This is a genomic window from Algoriphagus sp. TR-M9, assembly GCF_027594545.1.
Lineage (GTDB): Bacteria > Bacteroidota > Bacteroidia > Cytophagales > Cyclobacteriaceae > Algoriphagus > Algoriphagus halophytocola.
The window spans coordinates 1,140,474-1,160,243 of record NZ_CP115160.1; the positions used below are offsets into that span (position 1 = coordinate 1,140,474).

Consider the following 19,770-nt stretch of genomic DNA (forward strand, 5'->3'; position numbering starts at 1 on the left):
TTACCAAATGGTATAGGTTAGTACTACGTTTTCAAAGATTCTGGCTTTCACAAAGTAATGGTGGTCGGCATAATCGGTACCACGGATCTTTGCTTTGATGAGGGTCGCATTTTGATCAAAGGGTTCTAAGAGGATATTGTCCCGAAAGGAAACTCCCCGTTTGCCCTGGCATTTGAAAATAGATTCTTTAGCAGACCAGGCAAGTGTATAGTGCAGCGGGTCTTTTGCTAAGAAATCCAATTCGGAGGAATCCAGAAACCGGGTGCCTATTTTCAGGATTTTTTCCCGGACCAGATCCATATCTATGCCTACCGGCAGATCTCTATGGTAGATGGCAGCAGCATAGCCCATAGTATGGGTGAGCGAAATATTTCCCTGACCGTTCATGGATTGGGATTTGCCATGTTTGTCCTTGAAAAATCCCGGGTAAGGTACCTGGAGTTCGTTCAGGGCATCATATACAGCCATTCTGGCAGTAGCCCACTCTTGTTTTTTCTTCGGATGAGAAATGTTTGCCAGCGAAAGCCTCTCCCTGAAGCTCAAAAACTTCAGGGCTTCATCATTTTGGGGTTCAATATTCTTTATGGCCAAGGCCGAGGAAGCGTCAATTTTTTCTATTTTTGTCTGCATAGGCCAGAAGGGCACCGAAAGTCTCTCTCCAATATATGTCAAAAATTGAAGTTAATAAATTACAAACACTAACAGGGCATAATGACTGCATCTATGCGCTGGCAGAGGGTTGTGATCCCAGGTTTTTTTATACAGGCGCTGGAGATGGGATGGTGGTGGAATGGGACCTGGATAATCCCGCCAATGGAAAACTGATCGCGAGATTGCCCCATTCTGTCTATGCACTGGCAGTGGACCCGGTGAGAAACCTGATTTTTGTAGGGCATAATTTTGAGGGAATACATGTCATCGACCTGACTAGCAGCAAGGAGCTTTGGTCTTTGAAAATGACCAATCAGGCGATTTTTGACATTCAGGTTTTCGGAGACGAGGCTTATGTAGGAGCCGGTGATGGAGTACTTACTGTTATTAACATTCCCACCAAGAGCATCAAAAAACACATCAAACTGAGTAGTAAAAGCATACGCGTGATGTCTTTGGCTAGAGGTAAAAGGCAGCTTGCTTTGGGGCTCAGTGATCATTCCATAAAAATCCTGGATCTGAGCCGTGATTTTCACCCCGTCACCAATCTAAACTCGCACCAGAACTCGGTTTTTGCCTTGGCATATGCTCCGGATGAGAAAACGCTGATCAGTGGATCAAGAGATGCCACGCTGAAGTTTTGGAGTTCTGAAGATTATTCACTGGCTGAAACAGTGGTGGCGCATATGTATGCCATTAATTATTTATCTTTCAATGAAGAAGGAGCCTACTTTGTGACCTGCTCTATGGATAAATCCATCAAGATCTGGGAAACGAACACCCGTAAGCTCCTCAAGGTCATCGATAAGGCCAGAAATGCCGGGCACGGTACTTCTGTGAATAAAGTGCTTTGGAGCTCTTATAATGGTAGCGTAATATCCATTTCTGATGACCGATCTATTTCTATTTGGAAAATTGAAGCAAATTAACCCATGAAGATTACACCCGCAGCCATTCGGCAAAAGTCCTTTGAAGTAGGATTCAGAGGCTATGAGAAAAAAGATGTAACGGCATTTTTGGAAGAAGTCAGTGAAGTAGTGGACCAGCTTCATAAGGAAAATATGGAGCTGAAAACCAAGCTTCAAAATACCGAAGCCGAAGCCAAAAGGCTGAAAGACGTGGAGGAGTCACTTTTCCGTACCCTGAAAACCGCCGAAGACACCGGAGCCTCTATCATCGTGGAGGCCAATGAAGCCGCAGACCTCATCATCAATGAAGCCAATGAAACAGCTGAAAATGCGACCAAGCATGTAGACCAGATGATCGCTGATGCCAAATCTACCGCTGAACAGCAAGCTGCGGCGATTATCCGTGCGGCAGAGACCAAGGCCAAGGAGACCATTGTAAACCTTCGGGAAAATATGCAAGGGCTCGTGAGATCCTATGAAGGCCTGGCGGAGCAGCGGGAAGCTATGGTGAAAAGCCTGCGCAGAATCGCTCAAGATGCATTGAACCAAGTGGACCTATCGGAAGCCCATTATTCTAGGATTGATGCCAAAGCACATGCCAGAGCTATAGATGAACTCAGCCGTTCGCAGACTTATACTTTTGACAATTTGGAAAACCTCGGATATGAAGATAAGCCAGCTCCTACAGCTCCCGCTGCTGAACCGGAAGAAATTGTAGCAAGTACACCTCTTGCAGAAGAGCCTGAATATCGTGATGCAGAAGTAGAAGAAAACGATATTGACGAGCAAGAGATGAAAGAACTGGAGCTGCAAGAAACCAAAATGCAGCTTGAGGATGAGAATTTAGAAGAAGAGCTAGATGAGCCTGTTAAAAATAAGGTGCAGGAGCCAGCTCCTAAGCCTGTAGAGCCTAAACCTAAGGAAGAACCAAAAAATCAATCGGGTTCGTTTTTTGACCAGTTTGACTGATGGGGAAAGTAACTCTCGAGGGGATAGAATTCCATGCTTACCATGGCGCTTATCCTGAAGAATCCATATTGGGAAACCGGTTTACACTGGATTTGGAACTGGAAACGGATTTCCGCCAGGCCATGCTTCATGACGATCTAAGTGCTACGGTGGATTACTCCAAGCTCTATAAAATCATCAAAGCCAGAATGGATGTGAAGGTGAAACTACTGGAGCATCTGGGCCACATGATCGTGACGGATATACTCGAAGTCTATCCCAATACCACCAAAATTAGGTTGACACTAAAAAAACATCACCCGGCACTGGGAGGATTGGTGAATTTCTCCGCGGTGCAAATTCAATACCCTGAAGATTATGCGTAAAATATTAGCGGCTTGCCTACTGATTCTGCTTTCATTTGGAACACTTAAAGCACAGGGGGAAGCCTATCAGTTTTTTAATGCCAAAGGAAAAGCACTTTCTTTCAAGCAGGTGCTTGAAGCGTTAGAGCCAGCTGATGCTGTGTTTTTTGGTGAGCTTCACAACAATAGTTTGGGACATTGGCTGCAATTGCAGGTTTTGAAGGGGCTTCATAAGCAAAACCCTGAGCTGGTGCTGGGTTCTGAGATTTTTGAGCGTGAAGATCAGCTGAACATCAATGAATGGTTTGCAGACCAGATTACCGAAAGTAGTTTTGAGTCTGAAGCTAAGCTTTGGAAGAATTACAGCACTGATTATCGGCCTATTTTGCGCTACGCAAAGGAGAATAACCTGAGTTTTATCGCCAGCAATGTTCCCCGAAAGTATGCCTCTCTGGTCAGTAAGAGAGGATTGCAGGCCTTGGATTCCCTATATGATGATGCAAAGAAAAGCTTTGCGAAGCTACCTGTAAGAGTGGATATGAACCTGCCAGGCTACCTGGCTATGAAGGAGATGATGCATGGCGCTCCCGGCAACTCGGATTACATGATCATGGCTCAGGCACTGAAGGATGCTACCATGGCCGAGTCACTTTTTGCTCCCCTGGCGAATGGGAAAAAAGTCTATCATATCAACGGGGCCTACCATAGCAAGGACGGAGAAGGAATTCTTTGGTATCTGAAGCAGGAATTTCCTGATTTGAAGGTGGTGAATATCCATACCGTGCTGCAAGACAAACTTGATAAGCTGGAAGCGGGAAATAGCCAAGCCGGCGAAATAATTTTGGTCCTTCCGAAGGACAGTCACGAAACGTACTAAACGTGTACAGTAAGGCGGAAACATCGAAAATCAGGGCCGATTTTTGGATCACTTTTGGGCGGTATATGAAGCCTGTTCCCAATGCGGAAGGAAGAAAGATAAATTGGCCAAACTATAAAACCGGCATTCGTAATATCTATTTTCGGATGAAAGCAGAGCGGGGATTTGCTTCAATAGGCATAGAGCTGGGGCATGCTGATGAGGAGTTGCAAGAGCTTTATTTCGAACAATTTGTCCAACTGAAGAAAATTTTTGAAAGTACTGTAGGGGAGGAGTGGGAGTGGAAACTTCACCAAACCAATGAGTTTGGCCAGAAAATATCCAAAATCGAGCTGGTTTTACCCCATGTCAATGTGATGGAACAAAAGGACTGGCCGGATATTATTTCCTTTCTCAAACCTAGGATCATAGCACTGGATGAATTTTGGAGTTTGGTGAAGCCAGGGTTTGAGGGGCTTTAAGAATAGTTACCGAAGCTTGTCATTGTTTTTGTGCCGATCTATATCACGGATGTTCTTTTTTTCAAAATTCTTTCTCATGGCTTCCGTTAGATCTACACCGGTTTGATTGGCCAGGCAGATCAAAACCCATAGCACGTCGGCCATTTCATCTCCTAAGTCTTTTCCTTTATCAGATTCTTTGAATGACTGTTCTCCGTAAGTTCTGGACATGATCCTTGCCAGTTCACCAACTTCTTCCATCAGGATAGTCATGTTGGTCAGTTCATTGAAGTACCGTACGCCTACCGTTTTAATCCATTGATCTACTTGCTCTTGTGCTTCTTTAAGGGTGATTTCCTTTTCCATGGTAGCTTATTGTTTGCTTATTTTAACATTCCGAAAAGCTGCAATTTGGTAAATCCATCGCGAATGGGTTCAATTCTTGCGAAAAATCATTTTTTTTGTTTCCCATGGAGCATGAAGCTGAAATCAGTGAAGGTTTATGAGTGAATATTTTGAGACAATCCGTACTTCCATTTTGTATTTTCCCTTGGTGGCGGTTTTGAGTTTTGTGCCGTATGCCTACTTTCAATACAGGAAGATTGGCTACGTGCAGTTCAATAGGAGTCTGGTTTTTTATGTGTTTGGGTTTTATGCGATGACTGCATTTTTCCTGACTTTATTGCCCCTCCCGGAGATTACCCCTGAATTTTGTGCTCGAAGGGCAGGCAAGGTGATTCCTAGTTTCTTTCCATTCCGGTTTGTCAGGGATACATTTCGTGAGGTGAGTGGCAATATCTCACTCTTTAGCATTGTGAAAAGCCAGACGTTTATGGTAACTGCATTTAATGTGCTTTTGCTGATGCCTTTGGGCTTTTTTCTTCGGTATTTATTTCAGGTGAGGCATATTGCTATCGCTACCCTGATAGGTTTTTTTGTTTCTTTATTTTTCGAAATCACCCAGCTTACAGCCGTATATGGTTTATATCCCTGTAGGTATAGACATTTCGAAGTGGATGATTTGATTACCAATACTTTTGGGTGCTTTGTGGGATTCCTGATCGCTGGATATACTACCTTCCTTCCGAATATTTCCCGAAAGCCCCTGCTGACCAGAGATAGTGTGACCTTGACTCAGCGTTTTCTGGCAATCTTTGTAGATTCCTTGATTGTGATTCTCCTTACCTCGTACTTGATCGAAGGACTCACATCGAATATCTGGCTGCTGTCCGCGATGAAAGTAGGGATGATTTTCTTTTACTTTATTTGGGTGGGGAAAATCACTAATGGACAGACCTTTGGAAAGAAACTTCTGGGAATACGCATTGTGAGAATGGATGGAGGAAAACTCAGGTTTAAGGATTTGATTGCCAGGTATGGGATATTTCTTTTGCTGCCATTTATGGTGGGTGAAGTTTCAAAATTCCTGATTGACACCCGTTTTGATGATAATTTTTACCTTTTTCTGTACCTGTTTTTTTTAGCGATTTGGTTTGTAGGTACGGTGATGGTCACTTTTATCCGAAAAGATCGCAGAGGCTGGCTAGATAGATTTGCACATACTACCCAGGTTTTGGCTGATCAGAAGAAACGCTCAGGTAATTAGGGCTAAAACCCTAATAACTTAGCTATTTCTGGTTCATTGTTAGTGTAATGTCGCATTCAAGGGTTAAATTCAATCTTGAAAGTTGAAACTGATATCCCACCACCCAAATTTATGCTATGAGAACTACCTTATTTTCCCTTCTATTACTGCTCGTTATCTTTTCTTGCAGTACCAAGCAAGATTCAAAAGACTTGCCCAGAATTGCAATTGCAGGACTGGCCATAGAGTCCAGTACTTTTTCACCCGCAAAATCTGATGTGGAAGCTTTTCGAACCAGGGAGGGATCCAATATTTTCAGCTATTACCCCTTTCTTGATTCAGCCTCCGAAAATAGGGGGAGAGCAGAATGGTTTCCTACGCTCAGAGGTCACGCGATACCCGGAGGCATAGTGACTCGGGAAGCCTATGAGGAACTGGTGGGCAAAACCCTGGAAATGCTCCAAGAAAACCTTCCTTATGATGGACTGTTCTTTGATATTCATGGAGCCATGATTGTAGAAGGCCTGGATGATCCGGAGGGAGATTTTATTATTCGGGTCAGAGAGGTAGTAGGACCTGAGACCTTGATTTCTACCTCTATGGATTTGCATGGGAATGTTTCCTGGAGATTGGCAGAAAATACAGATTTGATCACCTGCTACAGAATGGCACCTCATGAGGATGCTTTGGAATCTAAACAGCGGGCAGTAGAAAACCTACTGGAAAGACTGGAAAGCGGGAAAGGAAAGCCAGCGTACAAAGCTTGGATTCCTGTCCCTATTTTGCTTCCTGGGGAAAAAACCAGCACCAGGATCGATCCGGGAAAGAGTCTTTATGCCAAAGTGGATCCCCTAACCAAGAAAGAAGGGGTGATTGATGCGGCGATCTGGATAGGATATGCATGGGCTGATGAGCCCAGAAACCACGCCGTGGTGATGGTAACTGGAGATGATGAACAAGCCGTGACTGAGTCTGCTGAGGAGCTGGCACAAAGTTTTTGGGATGTGAGAAATGAATTTGAATTTGTGGCACCTGTAGCGACATTGGAAGAGAGTCTGGATATGGCAATAGCTTCAGATAAAAAGCCATTCATGATTTCTGATATGGGTGACAACCCTACCGCTGGAGGCGCTGGAGATGTGACCTGGACTTTGACAGAAATCCTCAAAAGACCTGAATTTCAAGCTGAAAATGGACCTACTTTGATTTATGCTTCCATACCAGGTCCTGAATTTGTAGAGAAAGCCATTGCTGCCGGTGTAGGTGGACAAGTGGAGGGTACAGCCGGAGCAGCGGTGGATGATAGATTTGCTCCGCCTATTTTACTCAAAGGAACAGTACAGGCAATAGAAGAGGGCGATGGGGCAGCAGAAGTAGAAGTAGTAGTGAAAGTGGGGTCTGTACATGTGATTGTGACCAAAAAACGCAAACCCTATCATAGGGAAAGTGACTTTACAAATCTGGGTTTGAATCCAAGAGATGCGGATATAGTAGTAGTAAAAATCGGGTATTTGGTACCGGAGCTTTATGATATGCGTGCAGATTGGATTATGGCATTGACGCCGGGAGGAGTAGACCAAGACTTGGAACGTTTAGGCTATAAGCGTATCAAGCGGCCGATGTTTCCTCTGGATAAGGATATGGAAGATCCGGATTTGAGTGCTCAGATGGTGCCTGCTGCTGATGAGTTAGAATAATAAAATCATACAAATGTGTCGAATCAAAAACCCGCCTCAGTAGAAGAATATCTAGGCCTCTTTTCTCCATAAATACGGGAAATGCTAGAGCAGATGCGCAGCACCATCCAAGAAGCGATTCCAGAGGCTAAAGAGGTCATCAGCTATCATATGCCTGCATACCGAACTACTGAGGTTCTGGTTTATTTTGCTGCAGCTAAAAAACACCTAGGATTCTATCCCAGCAATAGCGGTGTGAGTGAGTTTAAGAAAGAACTGCAATCCTATGTGACATCCAAAGGAGCAATCCAATTTCCTTTGGATCAGCCATTGCCTCTTGAGTTGATTGCAGCCATTTGTCAGTTTAGATTGTCTGAAGCCCAAGAAAGAGCACAACTCAAGTAAAAGAGATCTTAGTAGTATAGCTCCATTTTACAGGCTTTTAAAATTTTGCCTTTTATCGAATTACTTTCTTAAACCCTATGCCTAGGTTTCGTCATAGCCTGTCCCTATTTATCAGGAAAGACAAGTGTAGGACAGCCAAATTCAGGTAAGGTCCAGGCTACTTTGGTCTTTTGACCAGCTGAGCAAAGAATTATTGGTCACTGGCATCATTCCGTATATTTAGGTTAAATTTTACCTTATTTTCACTGTAAATGAAAAAGCTATCAGTTTTTAATACGTATCAAAAACCCGGTGAAAGTGAGGTTAAGTACTGGCATTTTTCGCTTGGCCTAAAAATGACCTGTTTACTGGGACTTTGCCTGTTCCTATACTCCTGTGCAGAGGCCCAGAAACCTACAGCAGCTGAATTGTATTTTCCTCCAAATGAATCTGTGGAGTGGGAGCAGGTTAGTTTGCAAGATTTGGATTGGGATGAAACTAAGCTGGAAGAGCTTTTGGCCTGGCTACCAAGTCAGGGTACCCGTGCATTTATGATTTTGAAGGATGGTAAAATAGTGGTGGAGGAATACTGGGGAGAGAAGCTGACAGGGCTGGGGGAGATGGATCAAGATGCCTTTTGGTATTGGGCTTCGGCTGGCAAGACCCTAACTGCTGTATTGCTGGGAATAGCTGAGGAGCACAAGCTGCTCAAGCGCAAGGATAGAACCCAAGATTACCTCGGGAAAGGATGGACCTCTCTTTCTGAAGAACAAGAACGGGAAATTCGCTTAGAACATCATCTAAGCATGACCACCGGACTGAATGATGCTGTAGCAGATCCAGATGATACCAGTGCCGAGGCCTTGACTTTTCTGGCTGAGCCTGGAAGCAGATGGGCCTATCATAATGCACCCTATACACTATTGGAAAAAGTCCTGGAAGAGGCCTCAGGTGAAACTTTTCAGGAGTTTTTCAGAGCCTCTGTGGGAAACAAAATAGGTATGAAAGGATTTTGGCAGCAAACGGGTAATAACAATGTGTTTTACTCAGATGCCAGATCCATGGCTAGGTTTGGACTACTCCTTCACGCAGATGGAAACTGGAATGGGGATCAAATATGGTCAAACAAGTTTTTTCAAGAAATGAGAGAAACCTCCCAGGATTTGAACCCTAGTTATGGGTATTTAACTTGGCTCAATGGTAAAAGTTCCTTTATGATTCCACAGTCCCAACGTCTCTTTCCGGGTATGCTTATTCCATCTGCACCTGCAGATATGTATCAGGCTATGGGTAAAAATGGTCAGTTTCTGATGGTGGTTCCTTCCGAAGGATTGGTGATTGTGCGGATGGGAGGAGCTGGAGATAATGCCCTAGTGCCCTTTCTGTTGATTCGGGATATCTGGGATCGCTTGGCAGCAGTGATCGAGTAGATCAATCTTAGGTTAGCTGATCTTTTATTTTATCTATGGTGAGGGGTTTTTCCAAAAATCCGGAGACCGTGTCGTATGTCTTGGCTTTTTCTCTGTCATTGAAATCAATGGAGCTGGATAAAATGACTATTTTATCTTTCCGTTGCGGGAATTGAATCCCGTATTTGTCTAAAAATTCCCACCCATTCAGTACCGGCATGTTGATGTCAAGGAAGATTAAAATTGATTTTTCTGCAGCTTGCTCGGAAAGCGCGATCAACGCTTCCTCGGCTTCTAAAAACTCAACGATGTCTTCTGAAACTCCTACTTTGCTGATCAACCTCTTATTGATAAGGTTGTTGATGGGATCATCGTCAACAAGAAAAATGGTGTCAAAATGAGTCATTTAAATAGTAGAGTGCCAAAATAAGTTATTACTATAGCCAAAGTACAATTATTACCTAACGAAGTAAAACCTTTGTATGCTTTTTTAGCAAATAAATAGGAATGATTTAAGTTTGACCTGAAGAGCTGATTTCTTTGATTCCGCTAACAGGCTATGCGAATTGAAAAAAAATAAAGGAGGTCCGTTAAAAAGGACCTCCTTTGATATCAGCTTGAAAGGGGAATTACATCATTCCACCCATTCCTCCGCCGCCGCCCATTGGAGGCATAGCAGGAGCTTCTTCTTTGCTGTCTGCTACTACACACTCGGTAGTCAATAGAAGCGCTGCGATGGAGGCTGCGTTTTCCAGTGCCAGACGAGTTACTTTAGTAGGATCGATTACACCTGCTTCGAATAGATCTTCGTATTTGTCAGTTCTAGCGTTGTAACCATAGTTACCAGTATTTTCTCTGATTTTATTGATCACTACAGAAGGTTCTCCGCCTGCATTGGATACGATGGTTCTAAGCGGTGACTCGATCGCCTGTCTGATGATGTTGATACCAGTATCTTCATCTTCATTGAGGCCTTTTAGGTCATTTAGTGCATCAGATGCTCTTACTAGAGCTACACCACCACCTACTACTACACCTTCTTGTACGGCTGCTCTAGTAGCGTGAAGTGCATCATCTACTCTGTCTTTTTTCTCTTTCATTTCTACTTCAGTAGCAGCACCTATGTAAAGGATTGCTACTCCGCCAGAAAGCTTTGCAAGTCTTTCCTGTAGTTTCTCTCTGTCGTAGTCAGAAGTAGTTTTCTCGATTTGAGCTTTGATCTCAGAGATTCTTCCTTTGATCGCATCAGCATCACCCGAACCGTTTACAATAGTAGTGTTGTCCTTGTCGATGTTGATTTTCTCCGCTCTACCTAGCATTTCCACTGAAGCATTCTCCAGTTTGAAACCTCTTTCTTCAGAGATTACAGTTCCGCCAGTCAGGATCGCGATGTCTTCCAGCATTGCTTTTCTTCTGTCGCCAAAGCCAGGAGCCTTCACAGCTGCCACTTTCAGGGCACCTCTGATTTTGTTTACTACCAAAGTAGCCAAAGCTTCTCCGTCCACATCTTCAGAGATGATCACCAAAGGCTTACCAGACTGAGCTACTGGCTCCAATACTGGAAGTAATTCCTTCATAGAAGAGATCTTCTTGTCGTAGATCAGGATGTATGGCTGCTCTAGTTCAGCTTCCATTTTCTCTGTGTTGGTCACAAAGTATGGAGAAAGGTAACCTCTGTCGAACTGCATACCTTCTACAGTTTTCACTTCAGTCTCAGTACCTTTTGCTTCTTCTACAGTGATTACACCGTCTTTTCCTACTTTGTCCATCGCGTCAGAAATCATAGTTCCGATTTCTTCGTCGTTGTTTGCAGAAACAGTCGCTACCTGAGCGATTTCCTTAGAAGTAGAGATTTCGATTGAATTGGCCTGAAGTTTTTTCACTACAGCAGAAACTGCCTTGTCAATACCTCTTTTCAGGTCCATAGGGTTAGCTCCAGCAGCTACGTTTTTGATTCCTACACCGAAGATAGACTGTGCTAGTACAGTAGCGGTAGTAGTACCGTCACCTGCGTTATCGGCAGTTTTGGAAGCTACTTCCTTGACCAGCTGAGCACCCATGTTTTCGATTGGTTCTTCCAATTCGATTTCTTTTGCTACAGATACACCATCTTTAGTGATGGTAGGAGCTCCGAATTTTTTATCGATGATGACATTACGACCTTTTGGTCCCAAAGTCACTTTCACTGCGTCAGCTAGGGAGTCCACGCCTTTTTTCAGCTGGTCTCTCGCACTTGTGTTGAAAAATAATTGCTTAGCCATATTGTTAAGTATTTTTTTGTTAACGTTTAGGGTTGATTAATTACAGAATTGCAAAGATGTCCGACTCTCTCATGATCAGATAGTCGCCGCCTTCTACAGTCAGTTCTGTGCCGGAATACTTTCCGTACAAAACTGTGTCGCCAACTTTCACGGTCAACGGCTCGTCTTTTTTGCCATTTCCTACTGCCACTACAGTACCTTTCTGTGGCTTCTCTTTAGCTGTATCTGGGATGTAAAGACCAGAAGCTGTTTTTTCTTCAGCTGCAGCAGGTTGTACCAAAACTCTGTCTGCAAGAGGTTTGATGTTCACATTTGACATAGTATAAATTCGTTTAAAGGTTAGATTAAAATGTACTTGCCTAATAGCACTTCCTGTGCCAAGGGGCTTTTCGGTGAAAAGGCTGACAAATCGGCTGTCAACACTCGCCTTTACCAGATTTATACCCATTTTTTTGGCAGACTTGACTGCCATTTTTGCCTTCCATTGTTTAAAAAAGTGACAAGATTTTGTAATTTATTGTCAAACCTATATCCTATGACATATTTATCTCCAAACTGGATCACAGAAGGCCATATTGACTTTGAGTACAAGAAGTACCAAGTGCTGGCCTATTTGCAGCGCAGCTCCAAAGACTTTGACCAAGTCAAGCTTTACCCCACCCTGGGGGAGTTGATTGCCCATCATAGAAGGCTCCACGAACTGAAGTCTGGTAAATCCGAACTGAAGGATCTTTTTCCTAAAAGACTGGACGAATTGGATTGGCAAACAGGCAAACTGAGCTTTCAGTCTAGCGTGAATGATGATGAAATCATGCAGGAACTGGCAAGGATTACTGAATTTGCCCTACCCAGATTCGGTGAAAAAATCAATGACGGTAAATCTATCTATGATTTTGTAGAGCGGCAGATGGAATTTGAACCCATAGGACTGATGCCCATGTATAAGCAGGAGGGCTATTTGCTTCTGTCACGTGACAAGGATAAAAATGTGCTTGCTTATCGCTATGCCTCCAGCTTGCTTCACCAGGCAGGGGAGCAGTTTAGAAGTCTTACGATGCGGTTTATCGGCGCATTTCAGCGAAGTCTGGTGCTGACGATGGAAAAGATAAAAATGGAGCTGGTGAAGGAATATAAGGATCTGCCCAACCCGGCCACTTGGAGAATCCACAGCCAGAGCGAATTCCCAATTGAAGAGACTATTTTGCCTATAGGAAAAAGATTGCTTCTGAAAAGCGTAGCAGCTTGATTATAGCTTAAAATACCCGATAATCCCCGGCGATGCCAAGTTGAAAAAACTTCAACCCCTCTTTTCTTTCACTACTGTTGAGAAAGCGGTTCTATTACAAAAAAAGTCCGCCTTTGAGAACAAGGGCGGACTTTCTAATAAGGGGATTTATACCTTAGTTTCCAGTCGTGTCAGTTTGAGCTGGAGTTTCAGCCTCCTCAGTAGCTGCCGGAAGTAGGCTTTCGTCTTCTCCAAAGGATGGAGCTACTACCTGCTGCTTAGCACTCTCGATGTTAGGAGAGGAGAATTGGTTTGACTGTCCACCGCTGTAGAATGCAGAGGATGCAAGGGATAAAACCAAAATAGCTATGGCCAAAACCCAAGTCGCTTTTTCCAATACATTTCCAGTACGGGTCACACCCATGATTTGTGATGCGCTGCCTCCAAATGCGGCACCAACACCACCTTTAGAATTTTGTCCCAGGATTACCAAGATTAGCAATACTGCCAAAATCAGGATGATTGTAATTAATAAAGTAAACATATTATAAATGGGTGTTAATCTTTCAGTTTTTCGATCAAGTCCGCAAAGTAAGCCCTTTTATCCGGAAACTTCAATATCAATTTCTCATAAATTTCTTTTGCCATGGCATTCTTCCCTTGATGGGCGAGGATTTTTGCATACGACTCAGATAATAGATGATCATGGATCTGCGTGCTTTTAGCCGCTAGGTTCTCCGTATTCTGATTGGCCTCGATCTCCTTAATGGTGGCTTTTTTGATGGACTTCTTGCTGAATTCCTTGATCAAATTGATCTGTTCTCTTTTCTTATCATCCAGGATGGTCTTTTTCTCCCGTCTCTTGATGGTTTCTATCAGATCGTCTTTAGGCGGTTTTCTGCGACGGACCGGCTTAGCTTTGGGTTCTGCGTCTTCTTTAGGCTGGGCAGCAGGTTGAGGTTTTGGCTTAGGGGCAGCTGCTTCTGTTATTGGCTTTGGCGCTTGGGTTTTGACTGGATTTTCCAAAAGGCTTTTTAGCCAGATTCTATCCGGACTGGTGATGGCGGCCATTCCCAGGGCCTCGGGGTCATGCGCTCCATCATTGGTTTGGTAGTAACTCTTCGCTTCTAATACATGCGGGATCTGAAAGTACGGGAAGTTTTCTTGTACTTTTTTCAGCTGTACCAATTCACTTTTGGTGATGGAATCTGCTTTTTGAATAATGTCTAAAAATTGTACTGCGTTCACCGGATATTTCTTTTGATTTTGAAGATAGGAAATTTACCAATTCGCTACGGTCGCTGTGAAGATATCTTGGATGATATTTTTAAATATCTCCTCTACAAGTTCATCTTCTACTTCCAATAGGGTGGTACTTCTGGGGTCATAGTCCTGAAAAAAGCTGAAACTTTGCTTCAGATTCTCTTCTTCATTGGCAGTGTTGATATACTCCACTTCCACGCGTATAGTCAGTCGCATAGTACCTGCCCGGTCAGCTACATCATTGCTTCCACTGGAAACAGCCGCCTGTGGAGTGACCGTATAGCTAGTGATTGCGCCCATAAACTGCAGGTCTCCATTGCTGCGCATCAACTCCAGCTGGGTGTTTCTCTGGTAATATTCCTTCAGCGCTTCTGTAAATCGCTGTTCCATATTGGCAGGGCCACCCCCGGAATCGTTGAAGAAATTATCTACCGAAAAGGTCTGGGTTTCTTCATAATTGATCGTAGTGCCTGTGAAGGAATACTGGACCGAGCAGCTTTGAAACAAGGTGCAAAAACCAAACAGGAGCCCTAATCCCAAAGACTTATTGATCAATTTCATACTGCTTGATTTTGCGGTAAAGCGTGCGCTCGGAAATCCCCAGGTCATTGGCTGCATATTTTCTTTTGTTGTTATGCTTGCGCAAAGCTCTGAGAATCATTTCTTTTTCTTTTTTCTCCAGAGATAGGGAATTGTCATCTTCCTCATGGATAATGTCCTCAATGACATCCTCTTCATATTCACTGCTGTCCGAGTTGGCTGTCTTTTTAGAGTCTATCACCAAAGGAACGTAGCTAGGGGAGGATTCTGTACTTTCTTTACGTTCAAATTCCGAATCCATATCCTCAAACAGCTCTTGGTGCTTTTGGATAATGCTGGAGTTCAATCCTCCGTTTTGGTAGCTTTCCAGCACCAGTTTCTTCAGATCATTCATGTCCTTTTTCATTTCGAATAGAACCTTGTAAAGAATGTCTCTTTCTGAAAAATCCTTGGCTTCTCCACTTTTTACATTTCCTGTGAGCGCCATAGGCAGTCTGGAATTATCCGTAGGTAGGTATTTGGATAAGGTCTCGGCATCTACTTCCCTGTTTTCTTCCAGTAGGGAAATTTGCTCGGCCAGATTTTTCAGCTGACGGATGTTTCCGGGAAATGGATACCTCATCAATAAGCTTTGGGCGTCTGCATCCAGAGAAATCGGACGGACTTGGTATTTTTCCGAAAAATCAGAAGTGAATTTTCGGAAAAGCAAGACCATGTCTTCACCTCGCTCCCGCAAAGGCGGTACGTAAATCGGAACTGTATTTAGTCGGTAGTATAAGTCTTCACGGAATTTCCCGTTTTCTACGGCTTTCAATAGCTTTACATTGGTGGCCGTGATTACGCGTACATTTGTTTTTTGAACCTTCGAAGAACCTACTTTAATGAATTCGCCGTTTTCTAAAACCCGCAACAAACGGGCTTGCGTACCCAGAGGCATTTCGCCGATTTCATCCAAAAAGATAGATCCCCCGTCAGTCACTTCAAAGTAACCCTTTCTTGCCTCATGTGCCCCGGTAAAGGAGCCTTTTTCGTGCCCAAATAGCTCGGAGTCAATGGTTCCTTCTGGGATGGCACCACAGTTGATCGCGATGAATTTGCCATGCTTACGGAGGCTGAGGGAATGGATGATCTTGGAAAAACTTTCCTTACCACTTCCACTTTCTCCCGTGATGAGCACGGTCATATCTGTAGGCGCCGCCTGCATGGCCACTTGAATGGCGTGATTTAGCAAGGGGCTGTTTCCTATAATTCCAAATCGAAGCTTGACGCTGTGAATTTCCTGGGGTGTGATCATGCCAATGCTGGATTGATTTCTAGGACTTCACCAAATAGAGTTGCAGGTGTACAGTCGGTGATTTTCACTTTGAGGTAGTCTCCTTTGCCATAATTCCCGGCAGGAACTATCACCACCTTATTGGCAGAGTTTCTGCCTTTTAACTCCTGAGCTGATTTTTTAGAGGTGCCTTCCAGGAGAATGATTTGCTCCTGTCCAAGATCCAGTTTGTTTCGTTCATGCGAAAGCGCGCTTTGCTTGGTGATCACCTCTGCCAGTCTTCTTTTTTTGACTTCCAGAGGAATGTCATCCTCAAATTTCTTAGCGGCCAAAGTGCCCGGACGCTCAGAGTAGAAGAACATGTATGAAAAGTCATACTTGACTATATCCATCAGTGAGAGGGTGTCCTGATGTTCTTCTTCAGTTTCGGAACAGAATCCCGTGATCATATCTGAAGATATACCGCATTCCTCCCCGAGAATCTCCCTGATTTTGGCTACACGCTCCAGGTACCATTCCCGGTCGTAGGTTCTATTCATCATTTCCAGTATACGGGAGTTTCCGCTTTGCGCTGGCAGGTGAATGTATTTGCAGATGTTGTGGTACTTTTTCATGGTGTAAAGCACCTCATCTGTGATGTCTTTGGGATGGGAAGTGGAGAATCTTACCCTAAGGCTGGGATCCACCTGGGCGACCATTTCAAGTAAATTGGCAAAAGTGATAACTGCACTTACTTCCCCTGTTTTTTTATTGAGTCTTGCTTTGTTGTTTTCCTCTGGAGACCATTTGTAGCTGTCCACATTTTGCCCCAGAAGCGTGACTTCCTTATAGCCTTTGGCAAAGAGTTCCTGTGCCTCTCTCACGATAGAATGCGGATCACGGCTTCTTTCTCTGCCTCTGGTAAATGGCACCACACAAAATGAGCACATGTTGTCACAGCCACGCATGATGGAGATGAAAGCTGATACACCATTGGAGTTGAGTCGTACAGGAGCAATGTCCGCGTAGGTTTCTTCTCTGGATAGAAAGGTGTTCACAGCTTTCTGGCCTTCTTCAGCTACTGAAACCAGGTTTGGAAGGTCACGATAAGCATCCGGTCCTACGACCACATCCACGATTTTTTCTTCTTCCAAAAGCTTATCCTTTAAGCGTTCAGCCATACAGCCCAAAACCCCTATGGTTATTTCAGGTTTGTTTCTTTTGGCTCTGTTGAAATCAGAAAGCCTCTTGCGTACGGTCTGTTCAGCTTTTTCGCGTATAGAACAAGTATTCAGGAAAATCACATCCGCCTGATTGAAGTCGGAGGTGGTGTCGAATCCCCCATCCTTCATGATAGAGGCCACAATCTCAGAATCTGAGAAGTTCATAGCACAACCATAACTTTCGATATACAGCTTTTTCGTTTTCCCCGTGTTTTCGTCCACTGTGGTCTTAAAGTCACAGGCTTGCGCTTCTTCTCCAGAGATGATATCGATGTCTTTGATCAAATTATCCATAATACTATATTCTTTCGGATCGCGAAATTAAGAAAATGCGGACAAAATGGCAGAAGTATGCATCTTTTATTTCTATTTGCACAGCGCCTATTTTTCTCCCTGAAAGGGAATCTTCAACTGCTCCCCGAAGTGTTGGTGTTCTTCGACTACATTCAAATTGGAAATCCCTAAGCCCAGAAGTCGTATGGATTGAGCAAAGTTTTCCTGCTCCAGCAATTCCTGCGCGATTTCCCATAGCTGTTCTTCTTCTACGTATTGTTCCAGGGTTTTGCTTCGGGTCTGTAGGGTGAAATCTGAGAATTTGATTTTAAGGGTGACTGTTCGGCCTTTGATACCACTCTTTTTGATTCTCCGGATTAGTTCCTCGTAGATGGGTTTTAATGCAAAGCGCAGGTCTTCCAAATCGAACAGGTCATTCACAAAGGTGTTTTCAGCACTGATGGATTTTCTGATTCTATGTGGCTGCACTTCGGATAAATGGATTCCCCGGACAATGTTGTAATAATGAATGCCTGATTTCCCGAATTTTTTGGTCAGAAACTGAAGGGAAAATTGCTTGAGATCCCGGCCGTTATGGATTCCTAAGCCCGCCATTTTCTCCGCAGTCACCTTACCGATTCCAAAGAATTTTTTGATGGGGAGTTTTTCCAGAAACCCCTCTGCTTCTGCCGGCAAAATCACCGCCTGTCCATTGGGCTTATTGAGGTCTGAAGCGATTTTGGCTAAAAACTTATTGTAGGAAATCCCTGCAGAAGCATTCAGGCCGGTTTGGGCTTTGATTTTTTGCCGGATCTGCCTAGCTATCAAAATAGCAGATTTGAGTCCTTTTTTATTTTCTGTGACATCCAGAAATGCCTCATCCAGCGAAAGTGGCTCTACCAAATCCGTGTATTCATAGAATATCTCCCGGATTTGACTGGAAATTTCCTTGTAGCGGTCAAAGCGAGCCGGTGCAAAAATCAATTGGGGACATTTCCTGGCTGCGAGGGTAGAGGCCATGGCTGAGTAAACCCCAAATTTCCGGGCTTCATAACTGGCAGCGGCTACCACTCCCCGGGCAGCATTGCCTCCCACCACCAGTGGCTTACCTCTCCATTCTGGATGATCCAGTTGCTCCACGGAAGCGTAGTAGGCATCCATATCCACATGGATGATTTTTCTTACTTGAGGGGTTGAGTTACCCGGTTCATTTTCCACTTAAAACTTCTAAAATTGCCTGAGCTTTCAGCTCGCACTCTGCATATTCCTGAGCTGCATCCGCATCAAATGTAATGGCACTTCCCACTCCAAAATACAGCTGCTTTGCTTCTAAATCTGCAATAATGCTCCTGATAATCACTGAGAAATCAAAGTCGCCATTTTCTTTGATGTAGCCAAATGCCCCCGAAAACCATCCGCGCTTGAATTTCTCTTCTTGTTCAATGATTTCCATGGTGCTGATTTTCGGTGCACCGGTCATACTCCCCATGGGGAAAGTGGCCTGAATGATCTGGGAAAAATCTACTCCTGCCCGAAGCGTAGAAGTGACGGTGCTGATCATCTGGAAAACCCTGGGAAGGGCATATATCCCAAATAATTCTTGCACTCTCACGCTGCCAGTTTGGGAAACCCGCGCTAGGTCATTTCGCATCAGGTCAGTGATCATCAGGTTTTCGGCACGCTCTTTTTCACTTGCCAGAAGTAACCTTTTATGGTGTTCATCTTCCTCTGGAGTGGCACCTCTTCGGATGGTGCCTTTGATGGGTTGTACTATCAGACGCGTGCCGGTTTTCTTGATAAAGCGCTCTGGGGAAGCTGATACAAGCCATTTTGATTCTGCTTTGAATAAAGCCGAGAAGGGCATGGGGGACTTTTCGGTCAAAAGAAAATAGGCCGAAATGGGATCCCATTTTTCGAATGATCCAGCATAAGCCTGGCAGATATTAGCCTCATAGGTATTCCCTTCTACGATCTGCTCCTGAATAGCTTGGACCGAAGCGATATAATTCTCTCTGGTGAGCTGAGCTGTGATAGCGCAATGAGTGCTCGGGCTTTTAGGAATTGAACTATTTTCGATTTCCTCCCAAAAGCTCTCATTCAGCTCCACAGAACTGTAGACTGTATTCCCAGTGAATTTCAAAGAGATTTCAGGCTGAAAAAAGCATAGCTCAGGTAAGTCCAAAAATGCCGGGTTTTCACTTTTTAGGTGCTCTAGTCGGTTTTTAAAATCATAGCCAATGATCCCTACCTTTTGAATTTGAGAATCCTGGTCCCAGATTTCCTTTTCAGTCAGTGCTTTTTTTCCAGCAAAAAAACGTGATTCAAAGGCTTCTTCCGGATAGTGGTGGTTGTTGCCATCGGTAAGCGCAAAGTACGGGTACCGTTTGTCAGCCCAAAAGCAAAGTTTTGCTTTCCAGTCTGCGGTAGGGATTGGGTAGGAGTAGTTAGCTTCACTCATTGACAGGACAAAAAAAAGAGGAAATCAGCTGA

22 protein-coding genes are annotated in these 19,770 nt (G+C 44.0%); 10 read left to right on the forward strand and 12 right to left on the reverse strand.

Annotation, left to right across the window (positions count from 1 at the left end; translation table 11 throughout):
- A complete protein-coding gene (locus tag PBT90_RS05145; protein ID WP_264809329.1) occupies positions 1–630 on the reverse strand; it encodes a 4'-phosphopantetheinyl transferase family protein in 630 nt (209 codons plus the stop codon).
- Positions 631–665: 35 nt separating this feature from the next.
- Here PBT90_RS05145 and PBT90_RS05150 point away from each other — a divergent pair, with 35 nt between their 5' ends.
- From PBT90_RS05150 to PBT90_RS05170, 5 genes are read left to right on the forward strand one after another with little or no spacing between them, the layout of a single operon-like run.
- Positions 666–1,580: a WD40 repeat domain-containing protein gene (locus PBT90_RS05150; RefSeq protein WP_264809330.1), complete on the forward strand. Its 915-nt coding sequence runs from the start codon at positions 666–668 to the stop codon at positions 1,578–1,580.
- Between the two features lie 3 nt (positions 1,581–1,583).
- A complete protein-coding gene (locus PBT90_RS05155) occupies positions 1,584–2,528 on the forward strand; it encodes a DivIVA domain-containing protein (RefSeq protein ID WP_264809331.1) in 945 nt (314 codons plus the stop codon).
- Positions 2,528–2,893, forward strand: a complete 366-nt coding sequence (folB, locus tag PBT90_RS05160) for a dihydroneopterin aldolase (RefSeq protein ID WP_264809332.1) — start codon at positions 2,528–2,530, stop codon at positions 2,891–2,893. The genes PBT90_RS05155 and folB overlap by 1 nt, the downstream gene beginning before the upstream one ends.
- Positions 2,886–3,749 (forward strand): ChaN family lipoprotein, encoded by an 864-nt coding sequence (locus PBT90_RS05165; protein WP_264809333.1) that lies wholly within the window; start codon positions 2,886–2,888, stop codon positions 3,747–3,749. Before folB ends, PBT90_RS05165 begins: the two co-directional genes overlap by 8 nt.
- 2 nt (positions 3,750–3,751) lie before the next feature.
- The gene (locus PBT90_RS05170) at positions 3,752–4,210 is read left to right on the forward strand and encodes a DUF4268 domain-containing protein (protein WP_264809334.1); all 459 of its coding nucleotides are present in this window, start codon (positions 3,752–3,754) and stop codon (positions 4,208–4,210) included.
- A gap of 6 nt (positions 4,211–4,216) precedes the next feature.
- Here PBT90_RS05170 and PBT90_RS05175 read toward each other — a convergent pair whose 3' ends face one another.
- Complete coding sequence (locus PBT90_RS05175) at positions 4,217–4,555, reverse strand: nucleotide pyrophosphohydrolase (RefSeq protein ID WP_264809335.1); 339 nt, start codon at positions 4,553–4,555, stop codon at positions 4,217–4,219.
- Between the two features lie 136 nt (positions 4,556–4,691).
- Here PBT90_RS05175 and PBT90_RS05180 point away from each other — a divergent pair, with 136 nt between their 5' ends.
- The 4 genes from PBT90_RS05180 (at position 4,692) to PBT90_RS05195 (ending at position 9,264) form a co-directional block, all read left to right on the forward strand.
- Complete coding sequence (locus PBT90_RS05180; protein WP_264809336.1) at positions 4,692–5,795, forward strand: VanZ family protein; 1,104 nt, start codon at positions 4,692–4,694, stop codon at positions 5,793–5,795.
- Positions 5,796–5,911: 116 nt separating this feature from the next.
- Entirely contained in the window at positions 5,912–7,471 is a 1,560-nt protein-coding gene (locus PBT90_RS05185) for a M81 family metallopeptidase (RefSeq protein WP_270131895.1), read from the forward strand.
- Positions 7,472–7,552: 81 nt separating this feature from the next.
- Entirely contained in the window at positions 7,553–7,855 is a 303-nt protein-coding gene (locus PBT90_RS05190) for an iron chaperone (protein ID WP_264809338.1), read from the forward strand.
- 251 nt (positions 7,856–8,106) lie between these two features.
- Positions 8,107–9,264 carry a serine hydrolase domain-containing protein gene (locus tag PBT90_RS05195; RefSeq protein ID WP_264809339.1) on the forward strand — a complete coding sequence of 386 codons (1,158 nt, stop codon included), beginning with the start codon at positions 8,107–8,109 and terminating at the stop codon, positions 9,262–9,264.
- A 7-nt stretch (positions 9,265–9,271) separates the two neighbouring features.
- Here PBT90_RS05195 and PBT90_RS05200 read toward each other — a convergent pair whose 3' ends face one another.
- The 3 genes from PBT90_RS05200 to PBT90_RS05210 form a co-directional block, all read right to left on the reverse strand.
- On the reverse strand, positions 9,272–9,649 hold the full coding sequence (locus PBT90_RS05200) for a response regulator (RefSeq protein ID WP_264809340.1): 378 nt from the start codon (positions 9,647–9,649) through the stop codon (positions 9,272–9,274).
- 223 nt (positions 9,650–9,872) lie between these two features.
- Positions 9,873–11,504, reverse strand: a complete 1,632-nt coding sequence (gene groL / locus PBT90_RS05205; protein WP_264809341.1) for a chaperonin GroEL — start codon at positions 11,502–11,504, stop codon at positions 9,873–9,875.
- Between the two features lie 40 nt (positions 11,505–11,544).
- Positions 11,545–11,823 carry a co-chaperone GroES gene (locus tag PBT90_RS05210; RefSeq protein WP_264811514.1) on the reverse strand — a complete coding sequence of 93 codons (279 nt, stop codon included), beginning with the start codon at positions 11,821–11,823 and terminating at the stop codon, positions 11,545–11,547.
- 216 nt (positions 11,824–12,039) lie between these two features.
- On the opposite strand from PBT90_RS05210, the gene PBT90_RS05215 reads away from it, so the two are divergent.
- Positions 12,040–12,750, forward strand: a complete 711-nt coding sequence (locus PBT90_RS05215) for a hypothetical protein (RefSeq protein WP_264809342.1) — start codon at positions 12,040–12,042, stop codon at positions 12,748–12,750.
- Positions 12,751–12,904: 154 nt separating this feature from the next.
- On the opposite strand, the gene secG is transcribed toward PBT90_RS05215, so the two are convergent.
- The 7 genes from secG to pabB form a co-directional block, all read right to left on the reverse strand.
- Positions 12,905–13,273, reverse strand: coding sequence for a preprotein translocase subunit SecG (gene secG, locus PBT90_RS05220; protein ID WP_264809343.1), 369 nt, complete (start codon positions 13,271–13,273; stop codon positions 12,905–12,907).
- Between the two features lie 14 nt (positions 13,274–13,287).
- Positions 13,288–13,977: a hypothetical protein gene (locus PBT90_RS05225; RefSeq protein WP_264809344.1), complete on the reverse strand. Its 690-nt coding sequence runs from the start codon at positions 13,975–13,977 to the stop codon at positions 13,288–13,290.
- Positions 13,978–14,010: 33 nt separating this feature from the next.
- Positions 14,011–14,553: an LPS assembly lipoprotein LptE gene (gene lptE, locus PBT90_RS05230; RefSeq protein ID WP_264809345.1), complete on the reverse strand. Its 543-nt coding sequence runs from the start codon at positions 14,551–14,553 to the stop codon at positions 14,011–14,013.
- Entirely contained in the window at positions 14,537–15,826 is a 1,290-nt protein-coding gene (locus PBT90_RS05235) for a sigma-54 interaction domain-containing protein (RefSeq protein WP_264809346.1), read from the reverse strand. The genes lptE and PBT90_RS05235 overlap by 17 nt, the downstream gene beginning before the upstream one ends.
- A complete protein-coding gene (gene miaB / locus PBT90_RS05240) occupies positions 15,823–17,301 on the reverse strand; it encodes a tRNA (N6-isopentenyl adenosine(37)-C2)-methylthiotransferase MiaB (RefSeq protein ID WP_264809347.1) in 1,479 nt (492 codons plus the stop codon). The genes PBT90_RS05235 and miaB overlap by 4 nt, the downstream gene beginning before the upstream one ends.
- 87 nt (positions 17,302–17,388) lie before the next feature.
- Entirely contained in the window at positions 17,389–18,498 is a 1,110-nt protein-coding gene (gene dinB, locus PBT90_RS05245; protein ID WP_264809348.1) for a DNA polymerase IV, read from the reverse strand.
- A complete protein-coding gene (gene pabB, locus PBT90_RS05250; protein ID WP_264809349.1) occupies positions 18,488–19,738 on the reverse strand; it encodes an aminodeoxychorismate synthase component I in 1,251 nt (416 codons plus the stop codon). Before pabB ends, dinB begins: the two co-directional genes overlap by 11 nt.
- Between the last annotated feature and the right edge of the window lie 32 nt (positions 19,739–19,770).